This is a genomic window from Pseudomonas sp. TH41 (assembly GCF_016650695.1).
Classification (GTDB): domain Bacteria; phylum Pseudomonadota; class Gammaproteobacteria; order Pseudomonadales; family Pseudomonadaceae; genus Aquipseudomonas.
In genome coordinates, this window is record NZ_JAEKFH010000003.1 from 1,989,520 (window position 1) to 2,007,513 (window position 17,994).

General features: G+C 58.7%; 15 protein-coding genes and 1 tRNA gene. 6 read left to right on the plus strand and 10 right to left on the minus strand.

Going from position 1 to position 17,994, the window contains the following annotated elements; all coding sequences use genetic code 11:
- Positions 1-3: 3 nt before the first annotated feature.
- The 4 genes from cysT to dibA form a co-directional block, all read right to left on the minus strand.
- Positions 4-822 (minus strand): sulfate ABC transporter permease subunit CysT, encoded by an 819-nt coding sequence (cysT, locus tag JFU37_RS11665; RefSeq protein WP_201115439.1) that lies wholly within the window; start codon positions 820-822, stop codon positions 4-6.
- Between the two features lie 171 nt (positions 823-993).
- The gene (locus tag JFU37_RS11670) at positions 994-2,007 is read right to left on the minus strand and encodes a sulfate ABC transporter substrate-binding protein (protein ID WP_201115440.1); all 1,014 of its coding nucleotides are present in this window, start codon (positions 2,005-2,007) and stop codon (positions 994-996) included.
- Positions 2,008-2,151: 144 nt separating this feature from the next.
- Positions 2,152-2,334 carry a sulfur starvation response protein OscA gene (gene oscA, locus JFU37_RS11675; protein WP_201115441.1) on the minus strand — a complete coding sequence of 61 codons (183 nt, stop codon included), beginning with the start codon at positions 2,332-2,334 and terminating at the stop codon, positions 2,152-2,154.
- A gap of 257 nt (positions 2,335-2,591) precedes the next feature.
- On the minus strand, positions 2,592-4,511 hold the full coding sequence (dibA, locus tag JFU37_RS11680) for a phosphodiesterase DibA (RefSeq protein WP_201115442.1): 1,920 nt from the start codon (positions 4,509-4,511) through the stop codon (positions 2,592-2,594).
- A 146-nt stretch (positions 4,512-4,657) separates the two neighbouring features.
- Here dibA and desA point away from each other — a divergent pair, with 146 nt between their 5' ends.
- A complete protein-coding gene (desA, locus tag JFU37_RS11685) occupies positions 4,658-5,842 on the plus strand; it encodes a delta-9 fatty acid desaturase DesA (protein ID WP_201115443.1) in 1,185 nt (394 codons plus the stop codon).
- Between the two features lie 193 nt (positions 5,843-6,035).
- Positions 6,036-7,025 (plus strand): GGDEF domain-containing protein, encoded by a 990-nt coding sequence (locus JFU37_RS11690; RefSeq protein WP_201115444.1) that lies wholly within the window; start codon positions 6,036-6,038, stop codon positions 7,023-7,025.
- A gap of 122 nt (positions 7,026-7,147) precedes the next feature.
- Here JFU37_RS11690 and JFU37_RS11695 read toward each other — a convergent pair whose 3' ends face one another.
- The 3 genes from JFU37_RS11695 to gabD form a co-directional block, all read right to left on the minus strand.
- Positions 7,148-8,362, minus strand: coding sequence for a response regulator (locus JFU37_RS11695; RefSeq protein ID WP_201115445.1), 1,215 nt, complete (start codon positions 8,360-8,362; stop codon positions 7,148-7,150).
- Between the two features lie 125 nt (positions 8,363-8,487).
- Positions 8,488-9,765 (minus strand): 4-aminobutyrate--2-oxoglutarate transaminase, encoded by a 1,278-nt coding sequence (gabT, locus tag JFU37_RS11700; RefSeq protein WP_054050227.1) that lies wholly within the window; start codon positions 9,763-9,765, stop codon positions 8,488-8,490.
- A gap of 183 nt (positions 9,766-9,948) precedes the next feature.
- Positions 9,949-11,391, minus strand: a complete 1,443-nt coding sequence (gene gabD, locus JFU37_RS11705; protein ID WP_201115446.1) for an NADP-dependent succinate-semialdehyde dehydrogenase — start codon at positions 11,389-11,391, stop codon at positions 9,949-9,951.
- Between the two features lie 348 nt (positions 11,392-11,739).
- On the opposite strand from gabD, the gene JFU37_RS11710 reads away from it, so the two are divergent.
- The 3 genes from JFU37_RS11710 to JFU37_RS11720 all read left to right on the plus strand — a co-directional run bounded on the left by JFU37_RS11710 (position 11,740) and on the right by JFU37_RS11720 (position 13,522).
- Positions 11,740-11,816 (plus strand) — tRNA-Arg (locus JFU37_RS11710).
- 167 nt (positions 11,817-11,983) lie between these two features.
- The gene (locus JFU37_RS11715; protein ID WP_242485724.1) at positions 11,984-13,267 is read left to right on the plus strand and encodes an S-type pyocin domain-containing protein; all 1,284 of its coding nucleotides are present in this window, start codon (positions 11,984-11,986) and stop codon (positions 13,265-13,267) included.
- 15 nt (positions 13,268-13,282) lie between these two features.
- Positions 13,283-13,522, plus strand: a complete 240-nt coding sequence (locus JFU37_RS11720) for a pyocin S6 family toxin immunity protein (RefSeq protein ID WP_201115447.1) — start codon at positions 13,283-13,285, stop codon at positions 13,520-13,522.
- Positions 13,523-13,615: 93 nt separating this feature from the next.
- Here JFU37_RS11720 and JFU37_RS11725 read toward each other — a convergent pair whose 3' ends face one another.
- Together JFU37_RS11725 and JFU37_RS11730 are read right to left on the minus strand one after the other, a co-directional pair.
- Positions 13,616-13,822, minus strand: a complete 207-nt coding sequence (locus JFU37_RS11725) for a hypothetical protein (protein WP_201115448.1) — start codon at positions 13,820-13,822, stop codon at positions 13,616-13,618.
- A 203-nt stretch (positions 13,823-14,025) separates the two neighbouring features.
- Positions 14,026-14,586, minus strand: a complete 561-nt coding sequence (locus JFU37_RS11730; RefSeq protein ID WP_201115449.1) for a YbhB/YbcL family Raf kinase inhibitor-like protein — start codon at positions 14,584-14,586, stop codon at positions 14,026-14,028.
- A gap of 139 nt (positions 14,587-14,725) precedes the next feature.
- Between JFU37_RS11730 and JFU37_RS11735 the strand changes: the two genes are divergently transcribed.
- Positions 14,726-16,249, plus strand: coding sequence for an FAD-dependent oxidoreductase (locus JFU37_RS11735; RefSeq protein WP_201115450.1), 1,524 nt, complete (start codon positions 14,726-14,728; stop codon positions 16,247-16,249).
- A gap of 174 nt (positions 16,250-16,423) precedes the next feature.
- On the opposite strand, the gene JFU37_RS11740 is transcribed toward JFU37_RS11735, so the two are convergent.
- A complete protein-coding gene (locus tag JFU37_RS11740; RefSeq protein ID WP_201115451.1) occupies positions 16,424-17,929 on the minus strand; it encodes a YdgA family protein in 1,506 nt (501 codons plus the stop codon).
- Positions 17,930-17,994: the final 65 nt, after the last annotated feature.

Consider the following 17,994-nt stretch of genomic DNA (forward strand, 5'->3'; position numbering starts at 1 on the left):
TCCTTATGGGGTTTCGATGCGCCGCTGCAGCAAGTTGATCAGCAGCAACAGGACGAAGGAAACCACCAGCATCAGTACACCAATGGAGGTAGCGCCGGTGTAATCGTACTGGTCGAGTTTGACCATGATCAGCAGCGGCAAAATCTCGGTTTTCATCGGCATGTTACCGGCGATGAAAATCACCGAGCCGTACTCGCCGACCCCACGGGCAAAGGCCAAAGCGAAACCCGTCAACCAGGCCGGCAGCAAGGCAGGCACCAGAATGTAGCGGAAAACCTGCAACGGTTTGGCACCGAGGCAAGCCGCCGCTTCTTCGACTTCACGCGGGATATCGGCCAATACTGGCTGTACTGTACGTACCACGAATGGAAGCGTTACAAATGTCAGCGCCAGCGTGATGCCGAGGGGGGTGTAGGCGATCTTGAAACCCAGGTCCGCCGCGAACTGCCCCACCAGGCCGGTCGGGGTGTACAGCGCGGTCAGTGCGATACCGGCCACGGCAGTGGGCAATGCGAAGGGCAGGTCGATCATCGCATCGATGATCTTGCGACCCGGGAAGGTATAGCGCACCAGCACCCAGGCCAGCAGCGTGCCGATGATGCCGTTGATGATCGCCGCGTACAGCGCGGTGCCGAAGCTCAGCTTCAACGCCGCCAGCACCCGTGGCGCCGTGACGATTGCCCAGAACTGATCCCAGGTGAGTTGGGCGGCATGCACGAACATCGCCGCCAGTGGAATGAGCACAATCAGGCTGAGGTACACCAAGGTGTAGCCCAGCGTCAGCCCGAAGCCGGGTATGACGGGGGAGATACGACGCGACATAAAAGTCCTTGGTTAAAAACGCATTCCGCTAAACGCATCAATGTGGGAGCGAGCCTGCTCGCGAAGAGGGCGTATCAGTCAACATCCCTGTCGCCTGAAGTACCGCCTTCGCGAGCAGGCTCGCTCCCACATGTTATGTGCCCAAGCATCAGGCTCGTTGTTTGGCTCTGGTTATTGCGCCGAGTAAATCTGGTCGAACACACCACCGTCATTGAAGAATTTCGGTTGAGCGGTTTTCCAGCCGCCGAAGTCCTTGTCGATGGTCACCAGATCCAGTGTCGGGAATTGCTTGGCGTACTTGGCAGCCACTTCCTTGTCACGTGGACGATAGAAGTTTTTTGCCGCGATTTCCTGACCGGCCGGGCTGTACAGGTGCTTGAGGTACGCCTCGGCGATCTGCTCGTTGCCCTTTTTCTCGGCGTTCTTGTCGACCACCGCTACTGGCGGTTCGGCAAGGATCGACAGCGAAGGCACGACGATTTCGAACTTGTCAGCACCACCCTCTTCTTTCAGCGCCAGGAAGGCCTCGTTTTCCCAGGCCAGCAACACGTCGCCCTGACCGTTGTTGACGAAGGTAATGGTCGAACCGCGAGCACCGGTGTCCAGCACTGGCACGTGTTTGAACAGGGTTTGCACGTACTCTTTGGCTTTCGCTTCATTGCCGCCGTTGGCTTTCAGGCCATAGGCCCAGGCCGCGAGAAAGTTCCAGCGTGCGCCGCCGGAGGTTTTCGGATTTGGAGTGATGACCGACACGTCATTCTTGACCAGATCACCCCAGTCCTTGATGCCTTTAGGGTTGCCCTTGCGCACCAGGAACACGATGGTCGAGGTGTAAGGTGTGCTCGCGTCCGGCAAACGCGCCTGCCAATCGGCCGGCAGGGATTTACCGAGCTTGGCGATTTCGTCGATATCACCCGCCAGCGCCAGGGTCACCACGTCGGCGCGCAGACCATCGATCACTGCCCGGCCTTGCTTGCCCGAACCGCCGTGGGATTGCTGGATTTTCACGTTGTCGCCCGCGTGGTCTTTCTTCCAGAAATTGACGAACTCGGCGTTGTAATCCTGGTACAGCTCACGCGTTGGGTCGTACGACACGTTGAGCAGTTCGTAATCCTTGGCAACCGCGGAGCCTGCAAAAAGGGCGCTGGCCAGGGCGGCCAAAGCGAAATGACGAATCGACGACATGGTGAAAGCTCCTGGAATTCTGTTGGTGATGGCTTTTCTTATGATCTGGAATCGGTTGCCTGCTCAAAGATCGCAGCCTGCGGCAGCTCCTACACAAATCCCCCGTAGGAGCTGCCGCAGGCTGCGATCTTTTGATCTTTGGCTTCAGCTCGATTTGCTGGCCGGGTTCTGCAAGCGGAATTTTTCTTTACGTTCGATCTGGACCACCTGGGCGTTGTGCACGGTGATTTCCACGGCGCCAAACCGCAGGTCGCGCAATGCGCTCTGGATCTCACGCAAGATGGTTGCTTCGTCCTGGCCGTCAACGCTACGTAGGGATGCGCTCATGGTGCTGCTCCTTTGACTGAGAGGTTGCCTGGCAGTGGCGGCACTGCTTACGGCGTGAGACCAATAGTAGATAAGCGCAGTTATTCTTAAAAAGACTATTTAAGAATGTTTATATAACCAGAAGACATTATTTGGAGAGACAAGGGTTTGCGCAGGGGCTTGGCGCCCACAGATCAAAAGATCGCAGCCTTCGGCAGCTCCTACAGAGGTATGCGATCCCTTGTAGGAGCTGCCGAAGGCTGCGATCTTTTAAGCGTTTAGCGAATTTCTGGCGTATGCATCCAATCCAACTGCTCAGACGGTACCGGCCGCCCGAACCAATACCCCTGCCCCAAATCGCAGCCCTGTTCGAGCAGGAAGCCCGCCTGCTCGACTTGCTCGATCCCCTCGGCATGCACTTGCATGCCCATGCTCTGGGCCAACGCAATGATCACCCGCACGATCGCCACGTCATCGTCATCCCACGGCAACCCGGCCACAAAGCCCTGATCAATCTTGAGCTTCTGCACTGGCAAACGCTTGAGCCGCAGCAATGAGGAATAACCCGTGCCGAAGTCATCGATGGCCAGCCGCACGCCCAATTCGCGCAGTCGATGCATCTGTTCCAGCGCCACTTCCGGGTCATCCATCACCGCGCTTTCGGTGACTTCCAGTTCCAGATAGGCGGGATCCAGCCCGGTTTCATGCAGCACCTGCGCCACCTGCTGATACAGCTCACGGCGGGCGAACAAACGCGACGACACATTCACGGCGACAAACGACAACACCACCCCGGCCTGCAGCCACTGGCACATTTGCTGACACGCCTGCTGCATGACCCAGGCATCGATTTCGGCAATCAGCCCGGTACGCTCGGCGATGGGGATGAATTCTGCCGGCGACACCAGGCCACGCTGTGGATGCTCCCAGCGCACCAGCGCCTCGACGCCAATCAGGCGACTTGTTTTGAGGTCGTGGACCGGTTGGTAATGAACCCGCAACTCTTGCTGGTCCAACGCGTGGCGCAGTTCGAATGCCGTCTCAACCCGTTGCTGGGCATGGGCCGTCAGTTCTTCGGTGTACAGGGCGTAACCATTGCGACCCGTGCTCTTGGCCTTGAACAACGCCGAATCGGCGTTACGCAATAGTTGCTCAGCGCTCAAGGCATCGCCAGGGAACAGGCTGATACCGATGCTGGCATTGATGAACAGCTGATGCCCGTCAATAGGGAACGCCTCTTTGAGGCCATCGATGATCCGCTGTGCCAGCGCCGCGGCATGCACCAGCTGCGGACAGCTTTCAGCCAGCACGGCGAACTCATCACCGCCCAGCCGCGCCAGGGTGATGCCCGGCCCGAACAGGGCTTTCAAGCGCTCGGCGACGGCTTTGAGCAGTTGATCGCCAATGGTGTGCCCAAGGCTGTCGTTGATCATCTTGAAGTGATCCAGATCGATCATCAGCAGGGCGCAGCCGCGCTTGTGGATCTGGGCGGAAGCCAGGGCTTGCTCGGCGCGATCGTTGAACAACAAACGGTTGGGCAGATCCGTCAGCGGATCGTGGTGAGCCAGGTGCGTCAGTTCGTGCTCGGAGTTCTTGATCGCGCTGATGTCGGAAAACACGGCCACGTGATGGCTACGTCGCCCATCGTCGTCAAGAATGATGCGGATGGTTTGCCATTGCGGGTAGATTTCGCCGCTTTTGCGACGGTTCCAGATTTCCCCGCTCCACTCGCCGGAGCTGTCGAGCATCGCGAACATCGCCTGGTAGAAACTCGCCGGGTGACGACCGGACTTGAACAGGCTGGGTCGCTGACCCAGCACTTCCTCGCTCTGATAACCGGTGATTTCCATAAAAGCGCGGTTCACATGAACGATCAAGCCACTGTGGTCGGTCACCAGCACCCCTTCACGGGTGCAATCGAACACCGCGGCCGCCTGCCGCAAACGCTCCCGGTCTTCACTGCGCTCACGCAATCGGGCACCGACCCCCAGGCAACGGAACAATCGCGCCCGAGCGAGAAAGATCAATCCGGCGCTCAGCACCACCCAGACGTAACCGTTGATCAGTTGCCATCGCAGTCGCTCATCGGAGCTATCGAAGAAACTGTTCAATAAATAGTCACTGAACGCCAGCCAAACGGCGGAAAGGAGCAAGTAAAGCAGCGCAGCACGCAAGGCATCGCGATAGGTGGCAGACATCGGTCGTCCATGTCCCTGCAAAAAAGATGGAATTATAGTTTAAAGACACATCCAGCCACTCTTATCTGAAAGGGCGACTGGTTTTATCTGTGGGCTTAGTGATAATGCAACGGCTGTTTTTTTCTTTATCGAGGGCGCTATAGCCTATGTGGTACGAAGGTTTTCTCGGCTTGTCGCCCTGGTCGCTGGTGGCAGTCACCCTGCTGATGACCCACGTGACGATCGTCGGCGTCACGGTCTATCTGCACCGTTATTCAGCCCATCGCTCCCTGGAGCTGAATGCCGGCCTGAAACATTTCTTTAGATTCTGGCTGTGGCTGACCACGGCGCAGAACACCCGTGAGTGGACAGCCATCCACCGCAAGCATCACGCCAAGTGCGAAACCGTCGATGACCCGCACAGTCCGGTCATCAAGGGCTTGTCCACCGTTTTGCGCAAAGGTGCCGAGCTGTACCGCGCCGAAGCGGAGAACCCCGAGACCCTGCGTATCTACGGCAAGAACTGCCCCGAAGACTGGATCGAACGCAACCTCTACAGCCGTTTCCCGCTGCTGGGCGTGGCGATCATGGGCGTCATCGACTTGCTGCTGTTCGGCACCATCGGCATCACCATCTGGGCGATCCAGATGATGTGGATCCCGGTGTGGGCCGCCGGCGTGGTCAATGGCCTGGGCCATGCCATCGGCTACCGCAACTTCGAATGCCGTGATGCGGCGACCAATCTGGTGCCCTGGGGCATCCTGATCGGCGGCGAAGAGCTGCATAACAATCATCACACCTACCCTAATTCGGCAAAATTGTCGGTGAAGAAGTGGGAGTTCGACCTGGGTTGGGCCTGGATCCAGGTCTTCAGTTTCTTCCGTCTGGCCAAGGTTCAGCGGGTCGCCCCCATTGCCCACCGGGTTGAAGGTAAAGGCAACCTGGACATGGACACCGCCATGGCCATCCTCAACAACCGCTTCCAGATCATGGCCCAGTACCGCAAATTGGTCATCGCGCCGCTGGTCAAGCAAGAGCTGGAAAAGGTCGATCACTCGGTCCGTCACCAGTTCCACCGGGCCAAACGCCTGCTATCGCGAGAAACCAGCCTGCTGGATGACAAACACCACGCGCGCATCCAAAGCATGCTCGAGCACAGTCAGGCACTGAAGGTAATTTACGAGAAACGCCTGGCCTTGCAGCAGATCTGGGTCAAGACCAGTTCAAATGGTCACGACATGCTGGCCGCCATCAAGGACTGGGTACACGAAGCCGAGGCCAGCGGGATTCAATCCTTGCGCGATTTCGCCGATCAGCTGAAAACCTACTCCCTGCGCCCTGCCGCTGTCTGACCTGTTGCAATCCTGACGACGCGTTTTAACTGACAAAACGCGTCGTCCATACCGCCCGGCGGGAGCAAGCTCCCTCACCACGAAAGGCGGGAACTTAGCACCAAATCCCCTATCTCAAAGACACTTCGCCACTCCGGCGGGCTTTGCTGTGGCCGCTGTCGAACACGCGGCACGCCCTTTGAGATTTGTGCCGATGGTCAATAAAAACCTGAAAGACTCATCCCTTCCACAGTGGCCCGAGGCCGCGCAAACCCTGATGGCGCTGATGCATGCCCAAGGCGAGGTCGCGCGCCTGACCGAACGCGAACAGCTGTTCAGCTCCCTGCTGGTGAGCGTCAACGCCGTGCTTTGGGCATTCAACTGGGAAACCCGTCAGGTGCTGTATGTCAGCCCCGCCTATGAACGGATCTTCGGCCGCTCCGCCGGCCTGTTACTGTCCGACTACAACCAATGGCGCGACAGCATTTACCCCGACGATCTGGAGTACGCCGAGCGCAGCCTGGCCGAAGTGCTGGACAAGGGCGCCGTTGAAGACCGCGAGTACCGCATCATCGCGGCCGATGGCCAGATACGCTGGCTCAGCGACAAATGCTTCATCAATCGTCAGGCCGAGCCCGGCCAGCCGGTGATCATCGTCGGCCTTGCCGAAGACATCACCGACAAGAAGCAAATGGAAACCGAGCTACAACGCCTGGCCACCACGGATGCGCTGACTGAGAGCAGCAATCGCCGACACTTTTTCGAATGCGCCCATCGCGAGTTCGAACAGGCACGACAGAACGGCACGCCGCTGGCGTTCCTGCTGCTGGACATCGATGACTTCAAAGTGATCAACGATTCCTACGGCCATCAGGAAGGCGACGCCGTGCTGCAACGAATCGCCGAGAGCGGTCGTGCAGCCTTACGTCGGGGTGATGTGTTCGGGCGGGTTGGCGGTGAGGAGTTCGCTGCCGTGTTCCCAGGTTGCGCCCCGGACATGGCCATGCAAGTGGCTGAGCGCCTGCAACGGGAGATTCAACGATTAAGCTTCAGCCATGACGACCAGACCTTCGGCATCACCGTCAGCCAGGGCCTGACCAGTCTCACGGCCGAAGACGAAAGCGTCGACACCCTCTTCGCCCGTGCGGATGCCGCGATGTACGAAGCCAAGCGCCAGGGGAAGAACAGGATTATTTCCGGCTAATGCACTCAACGCAGAACCCTTTGTAGGAGCGAGCTTGCTCGCGATGGTGTGTCAGTCACATGGGTGTCGACTGACACACAATCGCGAGCAAGCTCGCTCCTACAAAGGGTTTTGCATCAGGCTTATTTTTTGCGCAGACGCATCAACTCCGGCAAACCAATCTTGAGCAGCCGAGCCGTCCGGCTCTTGGCCAACGCCTCAACGCCCTCATGCTCGGTCAGCAGCGCCAATTGCGCCGCCATGTTCATCACCAGTGCTTCACGGGAGTAAACCCCGCCACCGAGCTGGTAGACAGCGGCAATCAGCTCTCGCAGCTCCAGCGGTAAACGCCAACGGGTCCGCAGCGCCGAACCATAGGCCGCGCTGAATTCGGCCAGCGCATCGCCCACCTCCTCCCATTCATCCAGTTCACCACCGGCCTGCTTCCATTCCTGCAAACACCGCAGCAACGCCAGGTCGCCGAGGCGATGCAGCAGGCCCGCGCAATAGCAGCGCTCCTGATCCAGATCCAGCAAGCGCGCCAGCGTCCGCGCGTATTCGGCGGTGTGCAGCGACAGGTTCCAGTATCGCTCGGCATAGTCCGCCAGAAACGGATCGCTGAGCCGGGCGCTGCGCTTGAGCGCCAGCCCCAGAATCAGGTTCATACTTTGCCCGGTGCCGAGACGGTGCAGCGCCTGGGACAAGGTTTGCACGGCCGCGCCATGATGCTGGGCCGCACTGTTGGCAGCGGCGATCAGCACCGCGGTGACCTGTGGATCGATGCGGATTTCGTCTTCCAGCACCTTCAAGTCGAGGCCATTGGGGTTGAGACTGCGTTTGACCGCCAGTTGCACGTCCATCATCAGTGACGCACCGTCCGCCAGCTCACGACGGTGCTCCAGATAGACCGACAACGTCATGCCCGGCGCCAATGACGGCGCCTCACAAGACACCGACTCACCCGCGTCCAACAACAAATCCTGCAGGCGATGAGTCAGGGTTTCCATATTCAGGGGTTTGGTCAGGTACGCGCTGGGCGCCAGTGGCAAGGCTTCGCGCACGCTGACGCTGTCGTTGCGACTGCTCATGAGAATGAATGGCAGTGGCGGATTGCGTTTGCGCTGACGGACACTGCGCAACACATTCAACCCATCGACGCCGGGTAACTCCCAGTCGGCGATCACCAAATCGTACGGGTTCGCTGCCAGCAATTCCAACGCCTGCTGGCCATTGGCACACAGATCCAGCCGTGCGTCGCAACGCACACTCAACAGCACCTGCTTGAGCAAATCGCGGGACCAGGGGTCAGCCTCGGCAATCAGCACACGTGGTACAGCAGGTAACACGACAGCAATCATTTGCAACTCCTTCGCCAATCTCTGCACCTTATCCAATGCTGACCATTCGATACAGCAGCATGTGTTTTTGGCGGTATAAAAAAACCCGCCGAAGCGGGTTTTTTGTCGATCAGCTCACAAATAAATCAGAGCTCGGAGAAGCACTCTTCGATGATCGCCAGACCTTTGTCCAGTTGCTCATCCGGCGACGTCAGCGGTACCAGGACGCGCAGAACGTTGCCGTAGGTGCCGCAGGACAGCAGGATCAGGCCCTTGTCGCGCGCCTTGGCCACGACGGCGGCTACCGCTGGAGCGTTCGGTTTGTGGCTGTCGCCATCAACGAACAGCTCGACCGCGATCATCGCGCCCAGGGCACGGACTTCACCGATCACCGGGTATTTGGCCTGGATGGCTTTGAGGCCAGTGACCAGACGCTCGCCGACTGCCTTGCAGCGATCCAGCAGGTGTTCTTCTTCGAACACTTCCATCACGGCCAGGGCCGCGGCGCAAGCAATCGGGCTACCCGCGTAGGTGCCGCCCAAGCCGCCTGGAGCAATGGCGTCCATGTATTCGGCCTTGCCGCACACACCGGCCAGCGGGAAGCCGCCAGCGATGGATTTGGCGAAGGTGGTCAGGTCGGCAGCAACGCCCATCTGTTCCATGGCGAAGAAAGTGCCAGTACGGCCAGCGCCAGTCTGTACTTCGTCAGCGATCAACAGGATGCCGTGCTGGTCGCACAGAGCACGCAGGCGCTTCATGAACTCTTTAGGCGCGACGTAGAAACCGCCTTCGCCCTGAACCGGTTCGATGATGATGGCAGCGATGTCACGCGGCTCGGCGTCGTTCTTGAAGATGCGTTCGATGCTGGCGATCGAATCGTCGATGCTCACACCGTGCAGTTCGTTCGGGTACAGCGCGCGGAACACGCCGCCTGGCATCAGGCCCATGCCGGCCGAGTAAGGCACGACTTTACCGGTCAGGCCCAGGGTCATCATGGTGCGACCGTGGTAAGCGCCGGTGAAAGCGATCACGCCGGCACGGCCAGTGGCGGCACGGGCGATTTTCACGGCGTTTTCTACCGCTTCGGAACCGGTGGTCACCAGCAGGGTTTTCTTGGCGAAATCACCTGGCACCTTGGCGTTGATTTTTTCGCACACTTCTACGTACGGTTCGTAAGCCAGTACCTGGAAGCAAGTGTGGGTCAGCTTGTTCAGCTGCTCGGTCACGGCGGCGATGATTTTCGGGTGCACGTGGCCGGTGTTCAGCACGGCAATACCGCCGGCGAAGTCGATGAACTCACGACCTTCAACGTCGGTCACGGTGGCGTTCTTCGCGGACTCGGCGAAAATCGGGTGAATCTGGCCAACACCGCGTGGTACAGCGGCTTCGCGGCGTTTCATCAGGGATGCGTTAGTCTTGCTCATAAAGTCCTCATTCACCGCTCATCGGGCGGCGTGGTTCAAGGAAAATGCGGCGGGGAGGCAACTACGGCAGCATGCGATGATCGACTGCCACAGCTTTCCCGGCCACAGATAAAATTCCGTTTGAAGCACGCAAAGGGACAGCGCTCTCGTGCCCTTTGCGTTTGAAGCAATGCCTAGCCGGACTTAGATGCCCAGGCAGAGGTATTTGATTTCCAGGTAATCTTCGATGCCGTACTTGGAGCCTTCACGGCCCAGGCCCGATGCCTTGATGCCGCCGAATGGCGCGACTTCGTTGGAGATCAGCCCGGTATTGACGCCGACCATGCCGTATTCCAGGGCTTCAGCCACACGGAACACACGACCCAGGTCGCGAGCATAGAAGTACGAGGCCAGACCAAACTCGGTGTCGTTGGACATCGCGATTACGTCGGCTTCGTCTTTGAAACGGAACAGCGGCGCCAATGGACCGAAGGTTTCTTCCTTGGCCACGGCAGCATTGTTCGGCACGTTGGTCAGGATGGTCGGCTCGAAGAAGTTGCCTTCGATGGACTTGCCGCCGGACAGCACGGTGGCGCCTTTGGAAACGGCGTCAGCGATGTGCTCTTGCACCTTGGCTACGGCTTTTTCGTCGATCAGCGGACCGGTGGTGGTGCCGTCTTCCAGACCGTTACCGATCTTCAGCTTGGCCACGGCCACTTTCAGCTTCTCGGCGAATGCGTCGTAGACCGAATCCTGAATGTACAGACGGTTGGCGCAGACGCAGGTCTGGCCATTGTTGCGGTACTTGGAAATGATTGCGCCTTCAACGGCCTTATCCAGGTCCGCGTCGTCGAACACGATGAACGGCGCGTTGCCGCCCAGTTCCAGGGACACTTTCTTGATGTCCTTGGCGCATTCAGCCATCAGCTGACGACCGATTTCGGTCGAGCCGGTGAAGGACAATTTACGCACGATCGGGTTGCTGGTCAGCTCGCTGCCGATGTCGCCGGCGCTGCCGGACACCACACTGAACACACCGGCAGGAATGCCGGCACGCTGGGCCAGTTCAGCCAAAGCGAACGCGGAGAACGGGGTTTGCGAAGCAGGCTTGAGCACCATGGTGCAACCGGCAGCCAGCGCTGGGCCAGCTTTACGGGTGATCATGGCCGCCGGGAAGTTCCACGGGGTGATTGCAGCGGTCACGCCGATTGGCTGCTTGATCACGATCAGGCGCTTGTCTGGCTGGTGGCCCGGAATCACGTCACCGTAGACGCGCTTGGCTTCTTCGGCGAACCACTCGATAAAGGAAGCGGCGTAAACGATTTCACCCTTGGCTTCGGCCAATGGCTTGCCCTGTTCCATGGTCATCAAGCGAGCCAGGTCATCCTGGTTCTCGATGATCAGTTCAAACCAGCGACGCAGCTTGTTAGCGCGGTCCTTGGCGGTCAGTGCACGCCAGGCCGGCAGCGCTTTGTCAGCAGCTTCGATCGCACGGCGGGTTTCGGCAGCGCCCATTTTCGGCACGGTACCCAGAATTTCGCCCGTTGCCGGGTTGTTGACCTTGATCGTCTGACCATTGTCCGCATCGACCCAAGCGCCATCGATGAAGGCTTGCTGGCGGAACAACTGGGTGTCTTTAAGCTGCATGTCGGCTTCCTTAACAGCACCGCGCACGCGCGGAGCAAATTATGATTGTAGAAAGGCGCCTGAAAAGGCTGCCGTCAGGGAAATCATTCACCGGGCTGAAGCACATAAATAGCGCACTGATTCAACTCGTGCGGTTCAGCACCCAGACAAGAGCGTTTGAAATCTCAAACGAATCCTAGGATCAAAGGGGGTAAAGGACAATAGGCTGTTCGAAAAAAAGAACGAAAACGCCGCATTTGCCTCATTTTTCTGATCAGCGTAGCAAACGCAGGTTACGCTTTAGAAAAACACAGACGATTCAGCAGCATGGACGCCCGCGGTGCATATGAGTATCATGGCGCCCGCATTGCACCAGTAGCTCAGCTGGATAGAGTACTGCCCTCCGAAGGCAGGGGTCGTGGGTTCGAATCCCGCCTGGTGCACCATATAGTGGAAACGAGAAAGCCTCAGGCCTTATGGGCCTGGGGCTTTTTTGTGGGCGTTGTTTCAGGACGCACAGCCAGCTCGGACAAATGCCGCAAAACTATTTTTTGCCCGGCGCGCTTCACGCTCTCCAGAATGCCTCCCCGAGGACTTAACCAAAGGGAACGCCATGCGTTTGATAAGGAATGCCGACAAGGGCCTCGAACAAACCGAAAGCCCCAGCACTGCCGCCCAATTGGTAAGCGATGCACTGATGCGAGGTCGCCACAACATCGAAGGACCCGCTAATTTTGGGAGCCATTCGCGCATCAGCAGCGACAGAGAAATTGTCGAAGCCGTGCGCAAGGGTGATTTGCTGTTGGTAAAGGAACGCTTTACCAGCTCAGGCGGTGGCTTCATCGCGAGATCAGCGCCAGCGCCTGAACCGGCCTACATCCCCCCAAAAGATCCATGGCCACAGACCAAGCCTCGCGACGATCAGGTCTTTGCCAAATCCTGTATCCCCGATAACTGGTGTAGCACCGACGCCGGTACCGCTCCGGAGCCGGCTTCGAACTTCGGCAAGGTAATGGTCGCGGGCGCCATGCTTTTTCCGTCGGCCAGTACCGCCGTAGCGACGGCACTCGGCGCCGATCTGGCACTAGGTCGCATGGCCGGTGGCGGCATCCTGCAACAGCGTCTCAATTGGGCAATACGCGGTGCGGGCGGGCCTGCCAGTGTTTTCATACTGGGCATGCTCCCGACCAAGATGGGCGACGGCACGCTCCATACCGACACTCAGTTGCGCAGAATGACCCACGCGCCTACCCGTGTGCGTTTTCAGTTTCGTCGCGATGCCGAGGGCGCATTACAGGTCTACGGCATCCACACCACCGCATCAGGCGACGACACCGTACGCACGGTGCAAGCCACGTGGAACGCCGGTAAAACCGCCTTGGAAGCCAAGCTCAATGGCATCACTATTCTGTGGACGCCCCAGCGCGGGCCACTGGGAGAAATGCCGCCGCTGATCTATCCCGACAGCAGCGGAGAACAGCTCGGCACTATCCTGGTACACCCGATCCCGGACAACACAGACAGTCAGATCGAAGGCCTCCCCGGCGCAGACATCACCACTGACGACTGTATTCTGGTCTTCCCAGTAGATACGGGTTTGAAGTCGCTGTATGTGGTGTTTGCTCGGCCTTTTGGCGGCGACTACAGCTACCATCCCGCTCCTAAAACACTGACGGCCTTCCCAGACGCCACACGCGCAAAACAAATGTCGAGCGTCCAAGGCGGAGGCAAAAAACGAAGTCGTTGGAAAGATCGCAAGGGCAGAATTTATGAATGGGATTATGAGAACGGCAGAATTGAACTCTACGACAAGCAAGGTAAGCATTTGGGAGAGTTCAACCCCGATACGGGAGAACGTACAAAGGGTGCTGAACCAGGGCGAACCACATCAAAGTGATATCGGAGAGCAATAATGTTTTTAGAGATTACGGGCTTCCTGGCAGGCGACAACGAAGACGATTCGATCAAATTTGAGTTCGACGTAAGTCCTGAATTTGAGCAAGCGGTTATGGACGTATTGGGTTGGGACAGCTTAGCGGCGGAGGCTAATGGCGAGCTCCCATTAACCGGCAGGCAGGTCCAACAATTAGAAATTGCGATCCAACAGTCATTACCGAAAGAATTGGAGCTATTCATCGGAGTACGGGCATAGCAGGGGTTAATAGCGGAAGTTCGACGAGGTGCGCACCCTCACCAGATCGATGCGCACCAGGTAGTGCACACCACCGAACAAACAGCGACTCGTTCACTCTGTCGTCCAGTCAAACTCGTCGTAGTCATCGTCTTCGTCGTCCTCAATCTCTTCATCCTCAAGGACGTCTTCCTCCAGCGCTTCTTCTGCCTGCTTAGCCAGAAGAAACTCCTTACGACTCTCAGTCACAGCTCGCCGTAATTCTTCACCCTTGACCGGGCAGTTGAGCATTTGGGCGATGCGGTCGATTTTTTTCGCCATGGTTCCTCCAACGCATCGGCTATAGGCCGATAGTGCGCGCTTTCAGGAGGCGATGCCAAATTGCCGAGCGCTTTTCTTCTCGGCTTTTCTTCAATTCCTTGAGTCGGGCGAGGGACATCGGGCTGACCTCAGGAGGAAGTTGATCCATTCATTCTCTGAGACGGACAGCCCCGTCGATTCGGGTTAAGACGGCTGAAAAAACCTCAGCGGTGATAGCGCCGCACCACGCTGCTGTTTTTCAGCACATGGCCTTTGATTTTTTCCAGTAGCTGCACGCGGGTCAGACCGGCCGGTAACGCGTCCGGAGCCAGGTCCAGGGCGTAGAGCTGGATGATGTAGTGATGCGCGCTATCGCCAGCCGGCGGGCAAGGGCCGACATAGGTCGTGGTGCCTTTAGTGTTGGTGCCCCCCACGCCTTCGAGGCCCGGTTTAGCGCCGACGCCGGGCTGGATCTGGTGGGTCGTGGCTTTGATGCCGTAATGCACCCAGTGATCGACGCCCTGACCTTTCTGGCCGTCAGGATCGTGCATCACGATGGCGTAGCTAAGGGTACCCGCCGGACCGGCGTTCCAGTTCAGCGCCGGTGATGCATTGTGTCCGCCGCAACCCGGAGCATCACTGGCGGCAGCTGACGTGAACAATCGGTCATCCGTAACACCTGGGATGTTCAGGGTGAAACGCTCCTGGGCCAGCGCGGGCAATTGCACGCAAAGGGCGACTGCAACCGCTGCCAGCCAAGGGTTCAAAGAGGTCAATCGGGTCATTCCGGAACACCTTTTGCGGGTGGGGCCGTGGTCGGCGTGCAAACTATAGCTGGACCGCTCGTGCCTTGGCAGAGGGATTTGGCTGAACCTCGGGATAAGGGCCAAACTCTTAAGTGAAACGCCTGTCTGGAGAGTGACCATGACACTGCACCGCGTCGCCCGTTTCGCCGATGTGCCCGAAGACCGAGGACTGGAAGTCCGGATCGCGGACACTAAAATTCTTTTGCTGCGGGTCGGCGATCAATTGCGCGCCTATCAGGGCGAATGTCCTCACGCCGGGGCACCACTGGCCGAGGGTGCGCTGTGCCATGGACGCTTGATTTGCCCGTGGCACAAAGCAGCGTACAGGATCGAGGACGGTGCACTGTGCGAACCGCCAGCGCTGGACAGCCTTCAGCGCTACCGGCTGGAGATCCGCGAGGACGAGGTATGGGTCGAGGATCAGCCCATGCACGACGCCCATGCCCCGCCGGCGGACGATGACCGGGTCTTTCTGATCATCGGTGCTGGCGCCGCAGGCACAGCCGGTGCGGCGGCGCTGCGGGAAAAAGGTTTCGGTGGCCGGATCGTCCTGATTGACCGCGAACCCGGCGCCGGGTACGACCGCACGGTCTTGAGCAAATTCGTGATTGCCGGGGAGATGCCGCTGGAAGAAATCCCGCCGCTGCGCGATGAACACTTTTACCGCGAGCAGCGGATCGAGAGAATAAACGGTGAAGTGACGAACCTGGATACCGCAACCCAGACTGTGCAGCTGGCCGATGGCCAATCGCTGAGCTACGACGCCGCATTACTCGCCACCGGTGGCACGCCCAACCCTCTCACGTTGCCCGGTGCCGATTTGCCGCAGGTCTTCCTGCTGCGCTCAAAGGCGCAGGCGCAGCAAATTCTGAACGCGGCGAAGCCCGGCCAACGTGCCGTGATCATCGGCGACAGTTTTATTGCCCTGGAGTCCGCTTCGTCCCTGCGTCAATACGGTTTGGACGTCACCGTCCTGGCTCGCCACGCAGTACCGTTTGCAGCGCAATTCGGCGAAGCCGTCGGCAAGGCGATTCGTGCCCTGCATGAGGCCAACGGCGTGGTGTTTCATACCGATGGCGAAGCCGCGCAGATCGAAGGAACCACCAGGGTCGAAGGGGTGCGGTTGAATAATGGCCAACGTTTAGCGGCAGATTTGGTGTTGGTCGGTATTGGCGTCAGCCCGGCTACCGACGCGTTTGCCGATTTGCCCATGGAAAAAGATCAATCACTGACCGTCGACGGCGGAATGCGTGTAACCGATGGGCTTTGGGCTGCCGGCGATATCGCCACCTTCCCCCTCAGCGGCCAGCCCCAACGCATCGAACATTGGCGCCTGGCCCAGCAACAGGCGCGGATCGCGGCGGCAAATATGCTCGGCGGCGACGAGCATTACCTCGACGTGCCGTACTTCTGGACCTGGCATTTCGGCAAAAACTACGACTACTTGGGCCACGCCGAAGCCTGGGATGAGGTCGAGTTCAAGGGCGACCCTGACCACCCACCTTTTATCGGGCTGTTCGGCAAAAACGGTGTGGTGGTGGCGGCGGTGGCCTGCGATGAAGAGCGGATGATGGCCTTGCTCGCCGAGCGTATGAAGCAGCCGCTGCCGGTGGATGAGGCGTGGCAGCTGATACGCGGTTGAACGCACTCTTCGACACCCCCGAATCCTCTGTAGGAGCTGCCGCAGGCTGCGATCTTTTGATCTTGAAAGTCAAAAGATCGCAGCCTGCGGCAGCTCCTACAGAGGGGCAGTCTGAGCCCAATGCATCCAGGGCATTGCGACCCGGCTAGCCGTGTAAGGCATGCTCCCGCGGTTTTACTGGACCGTGACACTCCCGCCGAATTTGCTCATCAGGAAACTGACAAACTCTTCGACGGTCATCTTCTGGCCGTTGAATTCCACCTGATTGTTGGCGTAGTGCAGTTTGGTAACGACGTTGTTGCCGTCCAGCTTTGCCAACTGTGAACCGACCGCCATGCTGCTGAACATGTCGGCGGTGGCGGTGGCCTGATCGGCGATGACTTTGGCGTCGGTCTGACCGGCGATTTGCGACTGCACGCTCAGCAGGTCAACGAGCATGGGCTTGGATACTTGCACATTGATGTCCAGCAGCGCGATCAGCTGTTGGGTCAGCAGGTTTGGCGGCAAGTCCATGGATTGCGGTTTGGTCAGGTCGAGCACCAGGTTGGCGCGGCTTTCACCGTTGGCAGTGGTGAACGACAGATTTTCCAGCGCCACCTGCAGACCGGCCCCCAGCAGTTTCTCCAGACCGGCTTTCACCTGCGCCTCTTCGGCCGGGGTCAAGACCAGCTCTGGCGCCGGTTCACCCGCGGCGGCAGCCTCGGCGGCGGCCCTCTCGTACGGTTGCAGTTTGGTCTGGTAAATCTGCATCAACGACAGGGTGGCCGGGATGTCGAGATTCTTCAGGCTCATGGCCATCTGCGCAGAGCCGACCGTCTTGCCGTTCAAGGACACTTCGCCCACTTTGTAATCGGCACGCCCCGAAGCGCTAGTGCCCGACTCCTCAGTCTGGTTCTTCATCTCGAATTTCTTGAAGCCCATCACCGACTGCTTCGCACCGAAGGTGGTTTTGCTGTCGGTCAGCTCGAGGGTGTTTTCGCCGGTGTAGTAGCCGTAGGTACTTTTTACCAGGTTGCTGGCCATGGTCAGGCCACTCAATTCGACTTTAACCGGCGTCTGGTCTTCAGCCACGGTGCTCAGTGTCAGGCTGTCCATGTAGCCGTTGGCCTTGACCTTCTGTGCCTGAGGGCTGGCAGCGACGTCGAGGTTAAGACCGGAGAATTTGAGGTTGGACTTGTCGTCGAGCGCGAGGTCCAGTGGCAGCAATTCGAGGGTGCCATTGGTGGAATTGTCGTAGCCGATGTTGACCACGCCCGTAAGCGGCGATTTGTCCTTGGCGGCAGCGAACCATTTCTCGGTGATCGGCGTTTTTTCCAGCTCGTAATGACTGGTGGCCATGACCGGCAGCAACTTTAGCGACATCAGGCGCGAGAACGGCAATGGACCGTGTTCAATGTGATCGACAAACAGCAGCTCGACCGGCGCCTCGCCAAACATTTCACCTTCGCCCTTCATGCGGTAGTGCGCGGTACTGCTGAAAACATGGCGTTCCAGCGATACCAGCTCCAGCGACGCCGTGCCGCTGGAACCGACCAGCGTGGTCTGCAGCTCTTTGTTGGCATCAGCGATCGAGGTGTTCAGCACGCCTTCGAGTTTGGTCCCGGTGAACCACGCACCGCCGGCACTGATCGCACCGATGGCGACAACAATTCCTAGAAGCACGCCTGCTGATTTATTCATGAATGACCCATCAATGTCCGTTGTTGAAGGTGTGGTCGTCTTCCCTGAACCCGTGACGGGTTACG